The organism is Streptomyces sp. NBC_00258 (assembly GCF_036182465.1).
Taxonomy (GTDB): domain Bacteria; phylum Actinomycetota; class Actinomycetes; order Streptomycetales; family Streptomycetaceae; genus Streptomyces.
The window spans coordinates 6,266,082-6,283,490 of sequence record NZ_CP108081.1; the positions used below are offsets into that span (position 1 = coordinate 6,266,082).

Consider the following 17,409-nt stretch of genomic DNA (forward strand, 5'->3'; position numbering starts at 1 on the left):
CATGCCAGCCAGCTACGCGTATCTCGGCCCCGAGGGCACCTTCACCGAAGTCGCCCTGCGGACTCTTCCGGAGTCGGCCACCCGGCAGCTCATCCCGATGGTGTCCGTGCCCGCCGCGCTCGACGCGGTCCGCGCCGGCGAGGCCGAGGCCGCGTTCGTACCGATCGAGAACTCCGTCGAGGGCGGCATCACCACCACGGTCGACGAACTGGCCGTCGGCGAGCCGCTGATGATCTACCGCGAGGTCCTTCTCTCGATCACCTTCGCGCTGCTGGTCCGCCCGGGCACGAAGCTCTCGGAGATCAAGACGGTCAGCGCGCACCCGGCCGCGCAGCCGCAGGTCCGCAACTGGATGAAGAACAACCTTCCGGACGTCATCTGGGAGTCGGCGGCCTCCAACGCGGACGGCGCCCGTCTGGTGCAGGAGGGGCGCTACGACGCGGCCTTCGCGGGCGAGTTCGCGGCGGAACGGTACGGCCTGAAGGCCCTGGAGACCGGGATCCACGACGCGGAGAACGCGCAGACCCGGTTCGTCCTGGTGGGCAAGCCCGCCCGGCCCGCGGCGCCGACCGGCGCGGACAAGACCTCCGTGGTCATCTGGCAGCGCGACGACCACCCGGGTGCCCTGCTCGAACTCCTCCAGGAGTTCGCCGTCCGCGGGATCAACCTGATGCTGCTGCAGTCCCGGCCGACCGGCGAGGGCATCGGCAACTACTGCTTCGCCATCGACGCCGAGGGCCACATCGCGGACCGTCGCGTCGGCGAGGCGCTGATGGGCCTCAAGCGGATCTGCCCGCAGGTGCGGTTCCTCGGCTCCTATCCGCAGGCGGACGTCGACCCCAAGGACGTACTCGCGCCGCGGGCCGGTACGTCGGACAGCGAATTCGCGGCTGCCTCCGACTGGCTGGCGCGCTGCCAGGACGGCCGGTTCTGAGCGGGCATTGCCGAGCGGGTTACTGAGCGGGCTCTCCCGAGCGCGGCTCGCGGAGCGGCTTTCGCCGAGCGCGGCTTGCGGAGCGGGCTCTTCTCACGGCTGCCGAGCGGCCACCCGTTGGCAACCCGGCAGCCACCAGGCGTCCTCCAGGCGGTTTCTCCGGGCGTGGCCGACGGCTGCGCCGGCCCGTTTCGGCCGGTCCTACCTGCAGATTGTCTCCATCCACAGAAGTTATCCACAGGCACGCTTCTCGACCTGGGGACAAGTCGACAACGAAACGCGACTCAGTCGACAAATCGGCCTACAGCCCACAAGTCCGTCCACAGCCCCATCGGTCACCCTTCGTCCACCCGTTTCTGTTGACCAATCCCATAGAGCGAACCATTTCCACTCGAAAGTGCGTGTAGGGAGGGTTTGGTCCGGGAATTCTTGGCCCTGCACACAGCTTTGGGAACGATCGCTTCCGATGTCCACAGATCTTTCGCACAGCCTGTGGATAACTTTTCAGGGGTGTGGATCTCTGTGGACAACCCAGTTCTCAAGTCCCGTTCTCCACAAGGGAATCGAGTCAACCGACCGAATCCCACCTGCCCCGTTCCAGGGAGCAGTGCCTCTTTCATTGACGCCTATTGAAGCGCCTCACCAATTCCCGCAAAACATGACAGAAGCGACAGAACGGAATACCGGGTCGTGAGTCGGAACCCCGCACCGGTAGCCTTGTGGGGTGATTGACCTTCGCCTGCTTCGTGAGGACCCCGACCGTGTTCGCGCCTCCCAGCGCGCCCGTGGAGAGGACGTCGCCGTTGTCGACGCCCTCCTCTCCGCCGACGAGCGGCGCAGGTCGTCCGGCGTCCGCTTCGACGAGCTGCGTTCCGAGCAGAAGAGCATCGGCAAGCTCATCTCCAAGGCTTCCGCCGACGAGAAGGCCGAGCTGCTCAAGAAGACGGGCCAGCTCGCCGCCGACGTCAAGGCGGCCGACGCCGAGCAGCACGAGGCCGACGAGGAGACCAAGCGCCTCCTCCTCCAGCTCGGCAACCTCGTGCACCCCGACGTCCCGGTCGGCGGCGAGGAGGACTTCGTCGTCCTGGAGACGCACGGAACCATCCGCGACTTCGGTGCCGAGGGCTTCGAGCCCAAGGACCACCTGGAGCTCGGCGAGGCGCTGGGGGCCATCGACGTCGAGCGCGGCGCCAAGGTGTCCGGCTCGCGCTTCTACTACCTGACGGGTGTCGGCGCGCTTCTTGAGCTCGCCCTCGTCAACGCGGCGATCGCGCAGGCGACGGAGGCCGGGTTCATCCCGATGCTGACGCCGGCGCTGGTCCGCCCGCGCGCCATGGAGGGCACCGGCTTCCTCGGCCAGGCCGCGGAGAACGTGTACCACCTGGAGAAGGACGACTACTACCTGGTCGGCACCTCCGAGGTCCCGCTCGCGGCGTACCACATGGACGAGATCCTCGACGCCGACAAGCTGCCGCTGCGGTACGCGGGCTTCTCGCCGTGCTTCCGCCGCGAGGCCGGGACGTACGGCAAGGACACCCGCGGCATCTTCCGCGTGCACCAGTTCGACAAGGTCGAGATGTTCTCGTACGTCAACCCCGAGGACGCTCAGAACGAGCACCAGCGACTCCTGGAGTGGGAGAAGCAGTGGCTGACCGGGCTTGAGCTGCCCTTCCAGGTCATCGACGTGGCGTCGGCCGACCTGGGCGCGTCCGCCTCGCGCAAGTTCGACTGCGAGGCGTGGATCCCGACCCAGGGCAAGTACCGCGAACTGACGTCGGCCTCGAACTGCGACGGCTTCCAGGCGCGCCGACTGTCCGTCCGGATGCGCGACGGCAAGAAGGTGCAGCCGCTCGCGACGCTGAACGGCACGCTCTGCGCCGTACCGCGCACGATCGTGGCGATCCTGGAGAACCACCAGCTGGCCGACGGCTCCGTACGGGTGCCCGAGGTGCTGCGTCCGTATCTGGGCGGCCGTGAGGTGCTGGAGCCGATCTCCAAGTGACCGGCACCACTGGGTCGACGGCCTCGACCGGACCGACCGCGTCGACCGGGGCGTTCCCCTACAGGCTCGTCGCGACCGATCTCGACGGAACGTTGCTGCGCTCCGACGACACGGTCTCGGAGCGCACGCGTGAGGCGCTCGCCGCGGCCACCGTGGCGGGCGCCGCGCACCTCGTCGTCACGGGCCGCGCGGTGCCCTGGACGCGCCACATCCTCGACGAACTCGGATACGAGGGACTCGCGGTGTGCGGTCAGGGCGCGCAGCTGTACGACGCCGGAGCGCACCGTCTGCTCACATCGGTGACCCTCGACCGGCAGGTGGCCGGTCTCGCGCTCGCAAAGATCGAGGCGGAGGTCGGCCCGCTGGCCCTCGCCGCGAGCCGCGACGGCATCGACGGGGACGTGCTGATCGGCCCCGGCTACCGGGTGCTCGGCCAGCTGGAGGCCGTCCCGTTCACCGATGTCTCGGAGCTCTGGGCCGCGCCCCTGACCAAGATGTACATCCAGCATCCCGAACTCACCGACGACGAGCTGACGGCCGCGGCGCGAGCGGCGGCCGGCGGTCTGGTGAGCGTCGTGATGGCGGGCGAGGGCATCGTCGAGATCCTCCCCCTGGGCCTGTCCAAGGCCACCGGCCTTTCCCTGGCGGCCCGCCGCCTGGGTGTGAAGGCCGCCGACACGATCGCCTTCGGCGACATGCCGAACGACATCCCGATGTTCGCGTGGTCGGCCCATGGCGTGGCCATGGCCAACGCCCATGAGGAACTCAAGGCCGTGGCGGACGAGATGACGTTGTCGAACGAGGCGGACGGCATCGCGGTGGTCCTGGAGAGGTTGCTGGGTTAGCGCCCCCGGCGCTGGCGGAGAAACCGACGGCAGCACGCGGTCAGCCCACCTCCCAACAGCCCCCCAAAAAGAGTAAAAAAAGGGGGGCGGGCGGCGGGGAATCGCGCCGCGAAGCGGCGTCTCGAACCCGCCGAGTCACAGCGACAGCGTCTGGCGGAGGATGCGTGGATCGAACACGCGCGGGGGGTCAACCCCGACCACGGCTTAGCAAGCCGGTGCCTTACCGCTCGGCCAATCCTCCGGGTGGGCGGCCCGCGCCAATGTGCGCGCTCGAAGCGGCCGCCCCGGGCAGCTCCCCGTGTGGGGCGGACTCGACGGAGGCGTAACTACTCCGGAGCCCGCCGGCTGCCCTGCTGGGAGCTCGACGAACTGCTACTGACGGGCATCGTCGCTCTCCTCTCCCAGATCGTGACGCCGGAGGAACCCGGCGACTTGGACATAACCACTGTGCCCGTACGCCGAGTTGGACGCCACCGAATAAATCACCGGCCGAACGTGACGCCCGGCGGAAGACGCCAGGCCGCGGGCGCCCGGCGGGGGCCGCCCGGTGGAAGGCGGCCGGGGTCGGCTACCGGCGACGCCACCTGCGGCGCCGTGCCTTGCTGAAGAACCAGCCCGCGGGCGGCTCGTCGGAGCGCCAGGGCTGAGGGTCGGGTGCGCCGTCGCGCCAGCGGGCCGCGAGCATCCGGGCGCGCGCCGACGGCTCGGCCGTGTCGGCGGACCGTATGAAGTCGTCGTCCAGGACGAGCTCGTCCCAGACGTCCTCGGACGCCCCCTGGCCCTGGCCGTCGCCGGGGCCCTGTCCTTCGCTCCGCGGTGCCTGCGCTGCCATCCCCGTTCCTCCTCGCTGTGCATCCCCTTGAGCAAGTGTGCCGGTCTGCGTGTAAAGCCGATCTCAAGATCAAAAGTGGCTCCACGCGCGCGTGCCCCCGGACAGGCGGTCACGCGCGCGTGGAGCCGCTCCGACTCCCCGGAGCGGTTACTCCTCGCCGGCCAGCGTCAGCGTCCGCAGCTTCTGTCCGGCGAACCAGGTGGCGGCGACGGTCACCACGATCAGCAGCACCGCCCCCGTGGTCAGCCCGACGTCCGACGTGACGAGGTCGCCACCGGACACCTTCTGGGCGACGGCGAGGGACCACTGCTGGACGCTGAGCGTGCGTGCCCCGGACACCAGCGACCCGAAGAGGGTCTCCCACACGAGGGCGTAGACGAGTCCGAAGACGACCGCGTGCCGTGTGATGGTGCCCAGGAGCAGGAAGATCGCGGCGTACGCGATGGAGGCGACCAGCGCGGCGACCGTGTAGGCGACGGCGATCTGCTGGCCGTTGCCGTTGAGGATCATTCCCGCGAGGAACGTCGGGATCGCCGAGAACGCCATGGTGACGGCGATGGCGACGATCAGCTTGGTGAAGATGATCGTGGGGCGTTTGACCGGCTTGGCGAGCAGGTAGACGACCGAGCCGTCGTCGATCTCGGGGCCGATCGCTCCGGTGCCCGCGATGACGCCGATGATGGGCACCATCGTGGCGAGCGCGAACCCGCCGAGGACGTCCGAGGCCACCTGGTCGTCGGCGCCCGTGAAGGCGCGTACGGCCACGGAGATGACGATCAGCAGGAGGGGCAGGGCGCCCAGGATAAGAGCCCGGCGGCGGCCGAGCAGGCCGCGGTAGGTGAGCCGGGCGACTGTGGGGTCGTACATCTTGGGCCTCCTACGCCGCGACGAGATACGAGAAGACGGACTCGAGGGACTCATCGGACGGCGAGACCGTGAGCAGCCGGATGCCGTGGTCACGGGCCACCCGCGGCAGCAGTGCCGTGAAGCGTGGGAAGTCGACCGCCTGGATGCGCAACGCGCCCTCCTGGAGGTCCACTTCGATGCCGGACGTCGACGGGTCGGCGATGAGCGCGGCCGCGAGGGCGCGGTCGTCGCTGGAGCGCACCAGATAGCGGTGCGGGCGGTCGGTCATCAGGCGGCGGATACGGCGGAAGTCGCCGCTCGCCGCGTGCCGTCCGGCCACGATCACCTCGATGTGCGAGGCGAGTTGCTCGACCTCTTCGAGGATGTGGGACGAGAAGAGGACCGTACGGCCCTCGTCGCCCATGCTCCGCAGCAGGTCCATGAGCTGCATGCGCTGGCGCGGGTCCATGCCGTTGAACGGCTCGTCCAGGAGCAGCAGGGACGGGTTGTGGACGAGCGCCGAGGCCATCTTCACGCGCTGGCGCATGCCCTTGGAGTACGTGGAGATCTTGCGGTCCTGCGCGTACTCCATCTGGACCGTGGCGAGGGCCCGCTGGGCGGCCTTGTCGCCCAGGCCGTGCAATTCGGCGTTGGCGACGACGAATTCGCGGCCCGTGAGGAAGTCGTACATCGCCTCGCGCTCGGGGACGATGCCGATCTGCTTGTAGATCTGTTCGTTGCGCCAGGTCGGCCGGCCGTCGAGCGTGACGCTGCCCGTGGAGGGGGCCAGGAAGCCGCCCATCATGTTGATGAGGGTGGACTTTCCCGCGCCGTTCGGACCGAGCAGGCCGGTGACACCGGGGCCGATCGTCATGGTGACGTCGTTGACGGCCACCACGTTGCCGAACCAGCGCGACACGTGGTCGATGGTGAGCGTGGTCACAGTCCGACCTTTCGGTAGCGGCGCATCAGCAGGCCGTAGCAGCCGGCGATGAGTCCGAGGGCGACGAGGAGGAAGACGACGCCCTGTCCGGACGAGGGTCCCGCCTCGCCGGGGTATGCGGACGACGCGCCGAGGAAGGCGGTCTGCACTCCGTCGATGAGCGTGATGGGCGAGAAGAGGCCGAGCCAGGGGACCGCCGAGGCGCTGCCCTGCTCGTGGGCGATGGCCTGGACGGTGGAGACGGCTCCGTAGGAGATGGTCAGTACGGCGATGACGGCGGCGATGCCGAAGCCACGCCGGGGCGTGACCGCCGAGATGACCAGGCCGATGCTGGCGAAGAGGAGAGAGAGCAGTGCCACCGAGACGAGCCCTTGTGCGAAACCCTTGGTCTGGTCGGAGAAGTCGAGCTTGGCCAGCAGCGCGCCCACGTACAGCACGAGCAGCGGTGCGGCGGTGAGCATGAACAGCGCCGAGGCCAGCGCCGCGTACTTGGCGCGTACGTAGTCGACGGTCTCGATGGGGCGCGAGAAGTACAGCGGCACGGTCTTGAAGCGCAGGTCGCGGGAGACGGACTGCGGTCCCTGGGAGGCGACGTACAGGCCGATGACGGCCTGCATGATGACCGCGTAGCGCGTGTAGTCGACGGGCAGGTCCTTCGCCTTGGTGGCGACGGCGACCGCGACCATGATCAGCGCGGGGACGCACATCACCACGAAGAGCAGCATCGGCAGCACCTTGGACTTCACCGAACGGCCGAGGCCGTAGGCGCCGCGCAGGGACTGCGAGTAGAGCGAACGGCGGGCATACGCGCGGCCCAGGCGTGGGCCGTCGTAGTTGCGGTAGCCGATGTTGTGGATCCGGGTCTGTTCGCCCGGGCGAGCCGGGGCCGTGGCCTGGGCCGAGGTCTGTGCCGGGGGCTGCTCAACCGCCATGGCCGACCGCCTCCTTCCGCTGTTCGTCGCCGCCTTGGAGAGCCTGCTCGTCGCTGTCCTTGAAGACCTCCGAGATGTGGTGCCTGCGCTGCTCCATGCGCACCAGACCGAGGCCCAGGTCGGCGACGACGTCCCGTACGACGTCGTACGTCTCCTCGCCGTCCGCCGTGAGCAGGAGGATGTGGCCCGCGCCGGGCAGTCCGCTGCCGTCGTGGGTGTCGATCCCGCGCGCTTGGAGCACGTCGCGCACCGCGCGGGTGCCGTCCGGGTGCTCGTCGGTGTCGGTGACCTCGATCGCGAGGATCGCGGTGCTCTGCGTGAAGTCCGTGGTGGAGCTGGACCGCAGGAGCTTGCCGCCGTCGACGACGACCACGTGGTCGCAGGTGCGCTCCAGCTCGCCGAGGAGGTGCGAGGTGACCAGGACGGAGATGCCGAAGTCGGTGTGGATACGGCGGATCAGGCCGAGCATCTCGTCACGGCCGACCGGGTCCAGGCCGTTCGTGGGCTCGTCCAGGAAGACCAGCTGCGGGTCGTGGACCAGCGCCTGGGCGAGTTTCACGCGCTGTTTCATGCCCGTCGAGTAGCCACCGATGGGGCGGTAGCGCTCCTCGTAGAGGCCGACGTGGCGCAGCGTGTCCGCGGTGCGCTCGCGGGCGGCCGTCGGGGGCAGGCCGGACATGCGCGCCATATGGACGACGAACTCGGTGGCCGAGACGTCGGGCGGCAGACAGTCGTGCTCCGGCATGTACCCGACGCGCTCACGGATGTCGCCGCCCTTGGTGGCGACATCGAGTCCGAGCACTTCGGCACGGCCCTCGGTGGCGGGGGACAGACCCAGCAGGATCTTGATCAGTGTGGACTTGCCGGCTCCGTTGGCTCCGACGAGTCCGGTCACACCGGGCCCGACGTCCACGGAGAGCCGGTCAAGAGCGGTCACCCTCGGGAACCGCTTGCTCAGGCTTTCGGTCGCGATCACAGTCACAATTCGAAGGTAGTGGCGCAGCCCACATTGGTCGTCAACCCTGGGAGCTGTATCGGCGTCACTCTCGGGTATTACGGGCCCGTAGGGGTCCCCCTGAGGTCGAACAACCGGCGGCGGACGGCCGGCATCGCGCGGGGCCCGTCTCGGCCCGATTGTCCGCATAGGGCCGGTCATCGGGCCGGTCATCGGGCCGGCTGTCAGGCATCATCAGGCCGCCCATCAGGTTGGCCTTCCGGGCTGGTTGTCCACATCGGCCCGGTTGTCCACAGGTCGCGTGCACGCCTATTGACGCAGCCTCCAACAATTGTCACATTCATCAGTGTCAAGTTGCGGGCGTGTACGGCAGTCGGCTTGGGACGGACGGTGGCATGACCTCGGCAGTGGCAGCGGCAGCGGCTTCACCAGGGACTTCTTCGGGGAAGGGCGGACTCACCGCGGAGCTGCGGGGGTTCAGAGAGGTACAACGACTCGCGTACGAGTGCGCGGAGGCGGTCGCGGCGCGGCTGAAGCCGGGCGTGACCGAGCGCGAGGCGGCGAGGATGCAGCGCGAGTGGCTGCGCGAGCGCGGCGTGCGGGACTGGTTCCATCTGCCCTTCGCCTGGTTCGGGGACCGTACGGCTTTCGTGGACTTCCGGATCCCGCTGCAGTTCTTCCCCACGAACCGGCGCCTGGAGGCGGGGATGCCGTTCATCCTCGACATGGCGCCGGTCCACAAGGGCTTCACCGCGGACATCGGGTACTCCGGCTCGCTGGGGCCCAGCCCGCTGCAGGACAGGCTCCTCGCCGACCTGGAGGCCCACCGCGAGCTGATCCTGCGCGAGGTGCGCGAGCGGCGCCCGCTGCGCGAGATCTACCAGGACGTGGACCGGCTCATGGTCCGCCAGGGCTACGCGAACCGGCACCGGGCGTATCCCTTCGGGGTGATCGCGCACAAGGTCGACCGGGTCAGGGAGCGGCGCTGGTCACCGCATCTGTTCGGGTTCGGCACGCAGTCGCTCAAGGGCCTGGCGAGCGACGCGATCCACGGCCACCGTGACGGCTGGTCCCCGCTGTGGTCGCCGTACAGGTTCTCCGACCATCCTCCCCGGCCCGGCCTGTGGGCGGTCGAGCCGCACCTCGGATTCCGGGGTACGGGCGCGAAGTTCGAGGAGATCCTGGTGGTCACCGACTCGAAGGACCCCGAGCAGAGCGCCTTCTGGCTCGACGACGATCTGCCGCACGTGCGGCGCTGGGCGGAGGACAAGTGACACTTGAGGGTGCGCGCGAGCGCTGGGTGCGTACGGGCGGGGTCGAACTGTGTGTCGCCGAGCTGGGTGACCCGGCACAGCCCACGGTGGTGCTCGTGCACGGCTATCCGGACTCCAAGGAGGTGTGGTCCGAGGTCGCCGCACGCCTGGCCGAGCGCTTCCATGTCGTGCTGTACGACGTGCGCGGCCACGGCCGGTCGACGGCGCCGCAGCCGCTGCGCGGCGGGTTCACGCTGGAGAAGCTGACGGACGACTTCCTGGCCGTCGCGGACGCGGTCAGCCCGGACCGTCCGGTCCACCTCGTGGGCCACGACTGGGGCTCGGTCCAGGCCTGGGAGTTCACCACGGTCAAGCGCACCGAGGGACGGATCGCCTCCTTCACGTCGATGTCTGGGCCATCCCTCGACCACTTCGGGCACTGGATCAAGAAGCGCGTGTCCCGTCCGACTCCCCGCAGGATCGGCCAACTCCTCGGCCAGGGCGCCAAGTCCTGGTACGTGTACCTGCTGCACACCCCGGTGCTGCCCGAACTCGCCTGGCGCGGCCCCCTCGGCAAGCAGTGGCCGAAGATCCTGCGGCGGCTGGAGAAGGTCCCCGGGGGCGACTATCCGACCCCGTCGCTGCCCACGGACGCCGCGCACGGCGCCTGGCTGTACCGGGACAACGTACGGGCCAGGCTGCGCAGGCCGCGCTCCGACGCGTACGCACACGCGCCCGTGCAACTCGTCACGCCTCTCGGGGACATGTTCCTGTCGGAGAAGCTCTACGACGAGCTGGAGCTGTGGGCCCCGCAGTTGACGCGACGCACACTCCCGGGCAAGCACTGGATCCCGCGTACCCGCCCGGACCAACTGGCCTCCTGGATCACCGAGTTCGTGACCACCACCGAGGGCGGGAGGTCGGCGTCAGCGGCGACCGGCCCGTACGCCGACCGGTTCGGCGGGCAGTTGGTGCTGGTCACCGGTGCGGGCAGCGGTATCGGGCGGGCCACCGCCTTCGCGTTCGCCGAGGCCGGCGCGCGCGTGGTGGCCGTCGACCGGGACGCGGAGAGCGCGGCCCGCACCGCGGAGCTGTCCCGTCTCATCGGCGCCCCTCAGGCCTGGGCCGAGACGGTCGACGTCTCCGACGAACAGGCGATGGAGAAGCTCGCTGAGAAGGTCGCCGCCGAGTACGGGGTCGTCGACGTCCTGGTGAACAACGCCGGGATCGGGTTGTCCGGCTCGTTCCTCGACACCACCGCGGAGGACTGGCGCAACGTCCTCGACGTCAATCTGTGGGGCGTGATCCACGGCTGCCGGCTCTTCGGGAAGCAGATGGCCGAGCGCGGACAGGGCGGCCACATCGTCAACACCGCGTCCGCGGCCGCGTATCTGCCCTCCAGGACACTGCCCGCCTACAGCACCTCGAAGGCAGCCGTGCTGATGCTCAGCGAGTGCCTGCGCGCCGAACTGGCCGGTCAGGGCATCGGGGTCTCGGCGATCTGCCCGGGCTTCATCAACACGAACATCACGTCGACCGCACGCTTCACCGGGGTCGACGCCGACGAGGAGAAGCGGCGCCAGAAGAAGTCCGCGCGGCTGTACGGACTGCGCAACTACCCGCCGGAGAAGGTTGCCCAGGCCGTGCTGCGCGCGGTCGTCCGCAACCAGGCCGTGGTCCCCGTGACGGCGGAGGCACGCGGCGGCCGCCTCATGTCCCGCTTCACACCCAGGGCGCTGCGCGCGATCGCACGAATGGAGCCACCCCTGTGACCGATGAAGGCACCACCGTGAGCGACCACTACCCGATCACACCGCGGCGGGTGTCCTTCGACTGGGAGGAGACCCCGCTCCACTGGATACCGGACGAGCCGACCGCGACCCACGTCATCAACGTGCTGCACCTGCTGCTGCCGGCGGGGGAGCGGTGGTTCGTGAAGGTCTTCAAGGAGGGCCTCCCGCTGGTCTCCGACCCCGAACTCCTCAAGGACGTCAAGGGGTTCATGGGCCAGGAGGGGACGCACAGCGTGCAGCACTCGTACGTGCTGGACCACCTCGCCGCACAGGACCTCGACACGGCCGCGTACACGAAGCACGTCGACTACCTCTTCCAGAAGATCCTCGGCGAGACCCCGCCGCTCGGCGCACCGATATCGGCGCCGGAGTGGCTGCGTTTCCGGCTCTCGGTGATCGCGGCGATCGAGCAGTTCACGGCCGTCCTGGGCGACTGGGTACTGGCAGCCGAGGGGCTCGACCGTGCCGGGGCCGACGAGGTCATGCTCGACCTGCTGCGCTGGCACGGCGCGGAGGAGGTGGAGCACCGCGCGGTCGCCTTCGACATGTACCAGCACTGCGGCGGCGAGGGCCTTCCCCGGTACGCACGCCGGGTCGCCGGCATGGCCGTCACGGCCCCCGTGATGCTGTACATGTGGGCGTGGGGCGCCGCCTACCTCATACGTCACGACCCGCGGCTTGCCGGGCGGCTGCGCTACTCGCTCGGCGCGCACAACCGGGCGGTGCGCAAGGGGCTGCTGCCCACATGGAAGGAGCTCGGCTCCGCCGTGCCGCGCTATCTGCGGCGCTCGTACCATCCCTCGCAGGAGGGCTCGATGCGCAGAGCGGTCGAGTATCTGGCGCAGTCACCCGCGGCCCGGACGGCGGTGGGGGCGATCGGCAGGGCCGCGATCGCGTAGCGGCTTCGCGTAGTGGCTTCGCGTAGCGACGAGGACTCGGGAGGGCAGGGACCGTGGACGACGAGCCGGCCGGCGTCGCGTACCGGATCGAGGACCTGGCGCACCACAGCGGTGCCACGGTCCGGACGATCCGTGCCTACCAGGACCGCGGGCTGCTCCCCCGGCCCGAGAGGCGCGGCCGTGCCAACGTGTACTCGGACGCCCATCTGGCCCGGCTGCGGCAGATCGCCGACCTCCTGGACCGCGGCTACACGCTGGCCTCCATCAAGGAACTCCTGGAGGCCTGGGACGCCGGCCGGGGCCTCGGCGGTGTGCTCGGCCTGGTCGCGGAGGTCGACGGTCCGTGGACGGACGAGGAGGCGGTCCGTATCTCGCGGGCAGAACTCGACGAGCGGTTCGGCGGCCACCCGGACGACACGGCGGTGGCCGACGCCGTCGAGCTCGGAGTGCTCGAACGCGTTCCGGGCAGCGAGGACACGTTCCTCGTTCCGAGCCCTCAAGAGCTGGCCGTGGCCGCCGAGTTGTACGAGGCGGGCGTCCCGCTGTCCGCGATCTCGGGCCATCTGCGGGAGTTGAGGGGCCAGGTGGAGCACATCGCCTCCCGCTTCCTGGAGTTCACCAGCGAGCACGTCTTCGCCCGGTATCTCGGTGAGCACCCGCCGACCGACGCGGATGCCGCCGAGGCGGCCGCGCTCGTACGACGGCTGCGGCCGCTCGCCCGCCAGACGGTGGACGCCGAACTCGCCCGGGCCATGCGGCTGTTCGCGAACCGGCACCTGCGCCGGCACCTCGGTGCGGAGCAGCCCCCGGTGCCTGCGGACGAGACGCGATCCGTGGCGGTCCCCGCGGAGACAATGGCCGCTGTGGAGCGGCTCGTCGGCGCGGAGAAGGCGGCCGAGTTCATCGCCGTGGCCGCCGAACGGGAGGTCAGGGCCCGTGCCTTGGACGCGCTCGCCGCAAATCATGCCGACCTCAGGAAAGTTGACGAACCGTCGTAAAGTGTCGGCGAGTTGTCCACAGATTCTCCAACTGGCCCTGTGGATAACGCACTTGGCTGTGGATCAAACCTCCGGGTCAAAATCAAATGCGTGACGAGCGTCTCGCCAGGCACTCTGGCGGGATGGACGAAAGACGCACCGTGAAGGTGTCGAAGTACCTCTCGAAGCATCTGCGGCATCAGCCGGAACGGATCGGGCTCACGCTCGACGAGGGCGGCTGGGTCGAGATCGAAACGCTCATGGCCGCGGCGGCGGCGCACGGCTTCCGGTTCACCCGGGACGAGCTCGACCACGTGGTCGCGAACAACGACAAGCGGCGCTTCGCGATCGAGGGCTCGCGGATCCGCGCCAGCCAGGGCCACTCCGTCGAGGTCGACCTGGGCCTCGCGGCGGCGACTCCGCCCGCGTACCTCTACCACGGGACCGTCGCCCGAAGCCTGGACGCGATCCGTGCCGAGGGCCTGCGGCCGATGAACCGGCACGACGTGCACCTCTCGCCCGACCGCGAGACCGCGACCCGTGTCGGCGCCCGCCGCGGCCGTCCCGTCGTGCTCTCCGTGGACTCCGCCGCCATGCACCGCGACGGCCACGAGTTCCGGGTGAGCGCCAACGGAGTCTGGCTCACGGCCGCGGTACCCCCGCACTACCTGCGGTTTCCCGCCCCGCACTGAGCGGCCGGGCCCGTCTCCGCGAGCTTGCCCGGGCCCATCACCTGCCGCCTTGCCCAGGCCAATCACCTGCGGCTTGGCAGCCCGTCCCCGCCCACCGGCCGTTTGAGGTGTCCCCCGCGGCTGCGCTTAGGCTCTGAGGCATGAGTCTGCGCCTGAGCACCGTGATCCTGCCGTACCTCCGCTGGCACGAGGGAGGGCGTTCCGCATGGCAGCGCGCCGAGCAGCTCGGGTTCCACACCGCGTTCACGTACGACCATCTGTCGTGGCGGACGTTCCGCGAGGGGCCCTGGTACGGGGCCGTACCGACGCTCACCGCCGCCGCGGGAGCCACCGACCGGCTGCGTCTCGGCACGCTGGTGACCTCCCCGAACTTCCGGCACCCGGTGACCCTCGCCAAGGAACTGATCGCGCTCGACGACATCTCCGGTGGCCGGATCACGCTGGGCATCGGCGCGGGCGGCTCCGGCTTCGACGCCACGACGCTGTTGAAGAGCGGCGAGGAGCCGTGGACGCCGCGCGAGCGGGCCGATCGCTTCGGCGAGTTCGTACCGCTGCTCGACCGGCTGCTCACCGAGGACTCCGTTTCGTACGACGGCACGTTCTACTCGGCGCGTGAGGCCTACAACATCCCCGGGTGCGTCCAGCGCCCCCGGCTGCCCTTCGCGGTGGCCGCCACCGGGCCGCGCGGGCTGAAGCTCGCCGCCGCACACGGGCAGGCGTGGGTGACGACGGGCGACCCGAAGCTGTTCGCGACGGGCACGCCCGAGCAGTCGGTTCAGGCCATTCGCGGACAGGTCGAGAAGCTGGCCACCGCGTGCGAGACGGCCGGCCGCGACGTGAACGAGCTCGACAAGATCCTGCTCACCGGCTTCACCCCGGACCGCGCGCGTCCGCTGGAGTCCCTCGACGCGTTCGTCGACTTCGCGGGCCGGCACATGGAGCTGGGCTTCACCGACATCGTGATCCACTGGCCCGTCCTCGACTACCCGGACTTCGCCGCGGACGAGAAGGTCTTCGAGCACATCGCGATGGAGGCGGTCGGGCAGCTCGGCTGAGATCCTGTCCGGCGCTTGGCTCCTGTGCCTGGCTCCGAAGGGTCGTTCCGGCGGCTCGCTCCGGCGCCGGGCTCCAGAGCCTCGTTCCGGTGGCCGATCGGGCGGTTGGGCGGCCGCTTCGGCGGTCCTCCACAAGGGGTCCCTCCAGGAGAGCCGCCCAGGCCATCTGAACGACAAAGGCGCAGGTGAGGGCATACGCCACTCAGATGTGCGGACCGCCGCACGCCCGTGCGTGCATATGCGGGAGAATGAGGAAGTGACCTCAGCGACCCGACGGCCCGGGAACCCGGCCTCCACTCTCCCGCCCCGCCTGATCGCCACGGATCTCGACGGCACGCTGCTGCGCGACGACAAGTCCGTCTCGCCGCGCACGATCGCCGCCCTGGCCGCCGCCGAGGAGGCCGGCATCGAGGTCTTCTTCGTGACCGGACGCCCCGCCCGCTGGATGGATGTCGTCAGCGACCATGTCCACGGTCATGGCCTCGCCATCTGCGGTAACGGCGCCGCCGTGGTCGACCTGCACGGCGGCCCCGCCGCCCACCGCTTCGTCAAGGTCCGGGAACTGGCGCGGGAGAACGCGCTCGACGCGGTACGGCTGCTCCGTGACGCCGCGCCGGGGACCGTGTTCGCCATCGAGCAGACGTACGGCTTCTACCAGGAGCCGGCGTATCCGAAGCTGCACATGGAGACCCCCGACACCCTCGCGCCCGCCGAGAAGCTCCTCGCGCCGGACGCGCCCGGTGCCGATGAGCCCGTGCTCAAGATCCTCGCCTTCCACCACGAGATCGCCCCGGACGACTTCCTCATGACGGCCCGCCTGGCCATCGGCGACCGGGCCAACGTCACCCGCTCCAGCCCGAGCGCGCTCCTGGAGATCAGCGGCCCCGGCGTCTCCAAGGCCAGCACGCTCGCGCTGTGCTGCGCCGAGCGCGGGATCTCGCACGAGGAGGTCGTCGCCTTCGGGGACATGCCCAACGACGTGGAGATGCTCACCTGGGCGGGCACGTCGTACGCCATGGGCAACGCACACCCCGACGTGATCGCGGCAGCCTCCGGCCGTACGGTCGCCAACAACGAGGACGGGGTGGCCGTCGTGATCGAGCGGATACTCGCGGAGCGCCGGTAGTCGAGCAGTTGCTCGCGGAGCGCGCGTAAGGGACGGCGTCCTGACGCCCGCCCCTTACTAGCTCTCTCACCAGCTACTGGCTCGCTCTACCGGCCCTCTCCTGGACCCCGATCTACAGCCGAACTCCACGCGTGGCCAGCCACTCCCGCGGATCGACTCCCGATCCCAGCTGAGGCGTCAGGCGTACCTCGAAGTGCAGATGCGGCCCGGACGAGTTGCCGGTCGTGCCCGACTGGCCGACCCACTGCCCCGCGGCCACCCGCTCTCCCTGCTCCACGGTGACGGCGGCCAGGTGGGCGTACTGGGTGTAGTAGCCCCCCGCGTGTTTCACCACGACCTCGATGCCGAACGCGCCACCGCACGACACCTTCACCACCCGTCCCGCGCCCACCGACCGGACCGGTGTGCCGATGTCCACCGCGAAGTCCTGCCCCGTGTGCCGGCTCGCCCAGCGATCACCGCCGCTGCCGAAGCCCGAGGAGAGTTCGTACGTCTCCACCGGCGCGACCCATGGCTGGGTGAAGCCCGTTCGCGGCTGGTCGAGCCGGACGGCACCCCGGCACGCGCCGGCGGCGACCGAGGCGTCCGCCTGCCCCTGGAGCGTCCACTGGGCCTCTTCCAGCTTCTTCTCGATCCCCCGCTTGATCTCGACGAGTTCGCCGTTGCGCCGCTCCAGCGTCTGCCAGGCCGACGCCGCCTTCTCCTCGTCGGCGGCGAGCCGTGCCTCGGCCCTGCGGCTCTTGGTGACGGCGTTGTTGACCGCCAGATCCGCCTGCCAGACGGCACGCTGACCTCGCATCAGTTCCTCGGGGCTGTCCGCGAGCAGCATCTGCGCGGTGTGCGGGAGCCCGCCGCCGCTGCGGTACTGGGCGCGCGCGATCCGGCCGAGGTCCCCGTGCAGCGCGGCGATGTCCTCTCGCTCACGCGCGAGGAGCCGCTCCAGCCGCTGCGCCCGGCCCCGCTGCACCTCGGCCTCCCGGCGCCCCGCCTCGTACTGCTGAGTCGCCAGGGACGCCTCGTCGTACAGCCGCACCACATCGGCGCTCAGGCCGCCCGGGGCGTCGGCGTCTCCCATGGCCGTCGTGGGCCGGGCCACCAGGACAGCCAGCGCGCACAGCAGCACCGGGACGATCAGGGGACGGCGACGACGTGAGCGCATGACATCGATCGTGTCGCGCGAAAGCGGCTCCGGTCCTGTTCAAGTCGTACACCTGGGGGACCGGTTGTCACGGATGGACCATTCCACTGAGCCGAACAGGGGCCTGGTTCAGGGAACTTCGGCGGGTCGCTTTGCGCGGCTGCCCGGACCGGTCGACCGCACCCGG

The 17,409-nt window shown here is 69.9% G+C and carries 16 protein-coding genes and 1 tRNA gene; 10 read left to right on the forward strand and 7 right to left on the reverse strand.

Features of this window, described 5'->3' with window-relative positions:
* Position 1: 1 nt before the first annotated feature.
* The 3 genes from pheA to OG718_RS27985 all read left to right on the forward strand — a co-directional run bounded on the left by pheA (position 2) and on the right by OG718_RS27985 (position 3,781).
* The gene (gene pheA / locus OG718_RS27975; protein WP_143643370.1) at positions 2 to 934 is read left to right on the forward strand and encodes a prephenate dehydratase; all 933 of its coding nucleotides are present in this window, start codon (positions 2 to 4) and stop codon (positions 932 to 934) included.
* A gap of 724 nt (positions 935 to 1,658) precedes the next feature.
* On the forward strand, positions 1,659 to 2,936 hold the full coding sequence (serS, locus tag OG718_RS27980; protein WP_143643369.1) for a serine--tRNA ligase: 1,278 nt from the start codon (positions 1,659 to 1,661) through the stop codon (positions 2,934 to 2,936).
* Positions 2,933 to 3,781, forward strand: a complete 849-nt coding sequence (locus OG718_RS27985) for an HAD family hydrolase (RefSeq protein ID WP_143643368.1) — start codon at positions 2,933 to 2,935, stop codon at positions 3,779 to 3,781. Before serS ends, OG718_RS27985 begins: the two co-directional genes overlap by 4 nt.
* Positions 3,782 to 3,932: 151 nt before the next feature.
* Here the strand turns inward: OG718_RS27985 and OG718_RS27990 are convergent.
* From OG718_RS27990 to OG718_RS28015, 6 genes are all read right to left on the reverse strand, one after another.
* Positions 3,933 to 4,022 (reverse strand) — tRNA-Ser (locus tag OG718_RS27990).
* Between the two features lie 327 nt (positions 4,023 to 4,349).
* A complete protein-coding gene (locus OG718_RS27995) occupies positions 4,350 to 4,613 on the reverse strand; it encodes an SGM_3592 family protein (RefSeq protein ID WP_143643367.1) in 264 nt (87 codons plus the stop codon).
* A gap of 147 nt (positions 4,614 to 4,760) precedes the next feature.
* Complete coding sequence (locus OG718_RS28000; RefSeq protein WP_143643366.1) at positions 4,761 to 5,480, reverse strand: ABC transporter permease subunit; 720 nt, start codon at positions 5,478 to 5,480, stop codon at positions 4,761 to 4,763.
* Between the two features lie 10 nt (positions 5,481 to 5,490).
* Positions 5,491 to 6,402 (reverse strand): ABC transporter ATP-binding protein, encoded by a 912-nt coding sequence (locus OG718_RS28005; protein WP_143643365.1) that lies wholly within the window; start codon positions 6,400 to 6,402, stop codon positions 5,491 to 5,493.
* The gene (locus OG718_RS28010; protein ID WP_328845491.1) at positions 6,399 to 7,334 is read right to left on the reverse strand and encodes an ABC transporter permease; all 936 of its coding nucleotides are present in this window, start codon (positions 7,332 to 7,334) and stop codon (positions 6,399 to 6,401) included. Before OG718_RS28010 ends, OG718_RS28005 begins: the two co-directional genes overlap by 4 nt.
* A complete protein-coding gene (locus tag OG718_RS28015) occupies positions 7,324 to 8,310 on the reverse strand; it encodes an ABC transporter ATP-binding protein (protein ID WP_143643363.1) in 987 nt (328 codons plus the stop codon). Before OG718_RS28015 ends, OG718_RS28010 begins: the two co-directional genes overlap by 11 nt.
* 374 nt (positions 8,311 to 8,684) lie before the next feature.
* Here OG718_RS28015 and OG718_RS28020 point away from each other — a divergent pair, with 374 nt between their 5' ends.
* The 7 genes from OG718_RS28020 to OG718_RS28050 all read left to right on the forward strand — a co-directional run bounded on the left by OG718_RS28020 (position 8,685) and on the right by OG718_RS28050 (position 16,084).
* Positions 8,685 to 9,563 (forward strand): M24 family metallopeptidase, encoded by an 879-nt coding sequence (locus OG718_RS28020; protein WP_143643362.1) that lies wholly within the window; start codon positions 8,685 to 8,687, stop codon positions 9,561 to 9,563.
* Complete coding sequence (locus tag OG718_RS28025) at positions 9,560 to 11,314, forward strand: SDR family oxidoreductase (protein WP_143643361.1); 1,755 nt, start codon at positions 9,560 to 9,562, stop codon at positions 11,312 to 11,314. The genes OG718_RS28020 and OG718_RS28025 overlap by 4 nt, the downstream gene beginning before the upstream one ends.
* Positions 11,311 to 12,234: a metal-dependent hydrolase gene (locus OG718_RS28030; RefSeq protein WP_328845492.1), complete on the forward strand. Its 924-nt coding sequence runs from the start codon at positions 11,311 to 11,313 to the stop codon at positions 12,232 to 12,234. Before OG718_RS28025 ends, OG718_RS28030 begins: the two co-directional genes overlap by 4 nt.
* A 53-nt stretch (positions 12,235 to 12,287) precedes the next feature.
* Entirely contained in the window at positions 12,288 to 13,232 is a 945-nt protein-coding gene (locus OG718_RS28035) for a MerR family transcriptional regulator (protein WP_328845493.1), read from the forward strand.
* A gap of 122 nt (positions 13,233 to 13,354) precedes the next feature.
* Positions 13,355 to 13,903: an RNA 2'-phosphotransferase gene (locus tag OG718_RS28040; protein ID WP_143643359.1), complete on the forward strand. Its 549-nt coding sequence runs from the start codon at positions 13,355 to 13,357 to the stop codon at positions 13,901 to 13,903.
* 140 nt (positions 13,904 to 14,043) lie between these two features.
* Positions 14,044 to 14,958, forward strand: coding sequence for an LLM class flavin-dependent oxidoreductase (locus OG718_RS28045; protein ID WP_328845494.1), 915 nt, complete (start codon positions 14,044 to 14,046; stop codon positions 14,956 to 14,958).
* A 238-nt stretch (positions 14,959 to 15,196) separates the two neighbouring features.
* Complete coding sequence (locus OG718_RS28050; protein WP_328845495.1) at positions 15,197 to 16,084, forward strand: Cof-type HAD-IIB family hydrolase; 888 nt, start codon at positions 15,197 to 15,199, stop codon at positions 16,082 to 16,084.
* A gap of 112 nt (positions 16,085 to 16,196) precedes the next feature.
* On the opposite strand, the gene OG718_RS28055 is transcribed toward OG718_RS28050, so the two are convergent.
* Entirely contained in the window at positions 16,197 to 17,243 is a 1,047-nt protein-coding gene (locus tag OG718_RS28055; RefSeq protein WP_328845496.1) for a M23 family metallopeptidase, read from the reverse strand.
* Positions 17,244 to 17,409: the final 166 nt, after the last annotated feature.

Coding starts and splice junctions, on each gene's coding strand:
- pheA (WP_143643370.1), top strand. CDS start 2: ATGCCAGCCAGCTACGCGTATCTCGGCCCCGAGGGCACCTTCACCGAA.
- OG718_RS27995 (WP_143643367.1), bottom strand. CDS start 4,613: ATGGCAGCGCAGGCACCGCGGAGCGAAGGACAGGGCCCCGGCGACGGC.
- OG718_RS28000 (WP_143643366.1), bottom strand. CDS start 5,480: ATGTACGACCCCACAGTCGCCCGGCTCACCTACCGCGGCCTGCTCGGC.
- OG718_RS28010 (WP_328845491.1), bottom strand. CDS start 7,334: ATGGCGGTTGAGCAGCCCCCGGCACAGACCTCGGCCCAGGCCACGGCC.
- OG718_RS28020 (WP_143643362.1), top strand. CDS start 8,685: ATGACCTCGGCAGTGGCAGCGGCAGCGGCTTCACCAGGGACTTCTTCG.
- OG718_RS28040 (WP_143643359.1), top strand. CDS start 13,355: ATGGACGAAAGACGCACCGTGAAGGTGTCGAAGTACCTCTCGAAGCAT.
- OG718_RS28045 (WP_328845494.1), top strand. CDS start 14,044: ATGAGTCTGCGCCTGAGCACCGTGATCCTGCCGTACCTCCGCTGGCAC.
- OG718_RS28050 (WP_328845495.1), top strand. CDS start 15,197: ATGCGGGAGAATGAGGAAGTGACCTCAGCGACCCGACGGCCCGGGAAC.
- OG718_RS28055 (WP_328845496.1), bottom strand. CDS start 17,243: ATGCGCTCACGTCGTCGCCGTCCCCTGATCGTCCCGGTGCTGCTGTGC.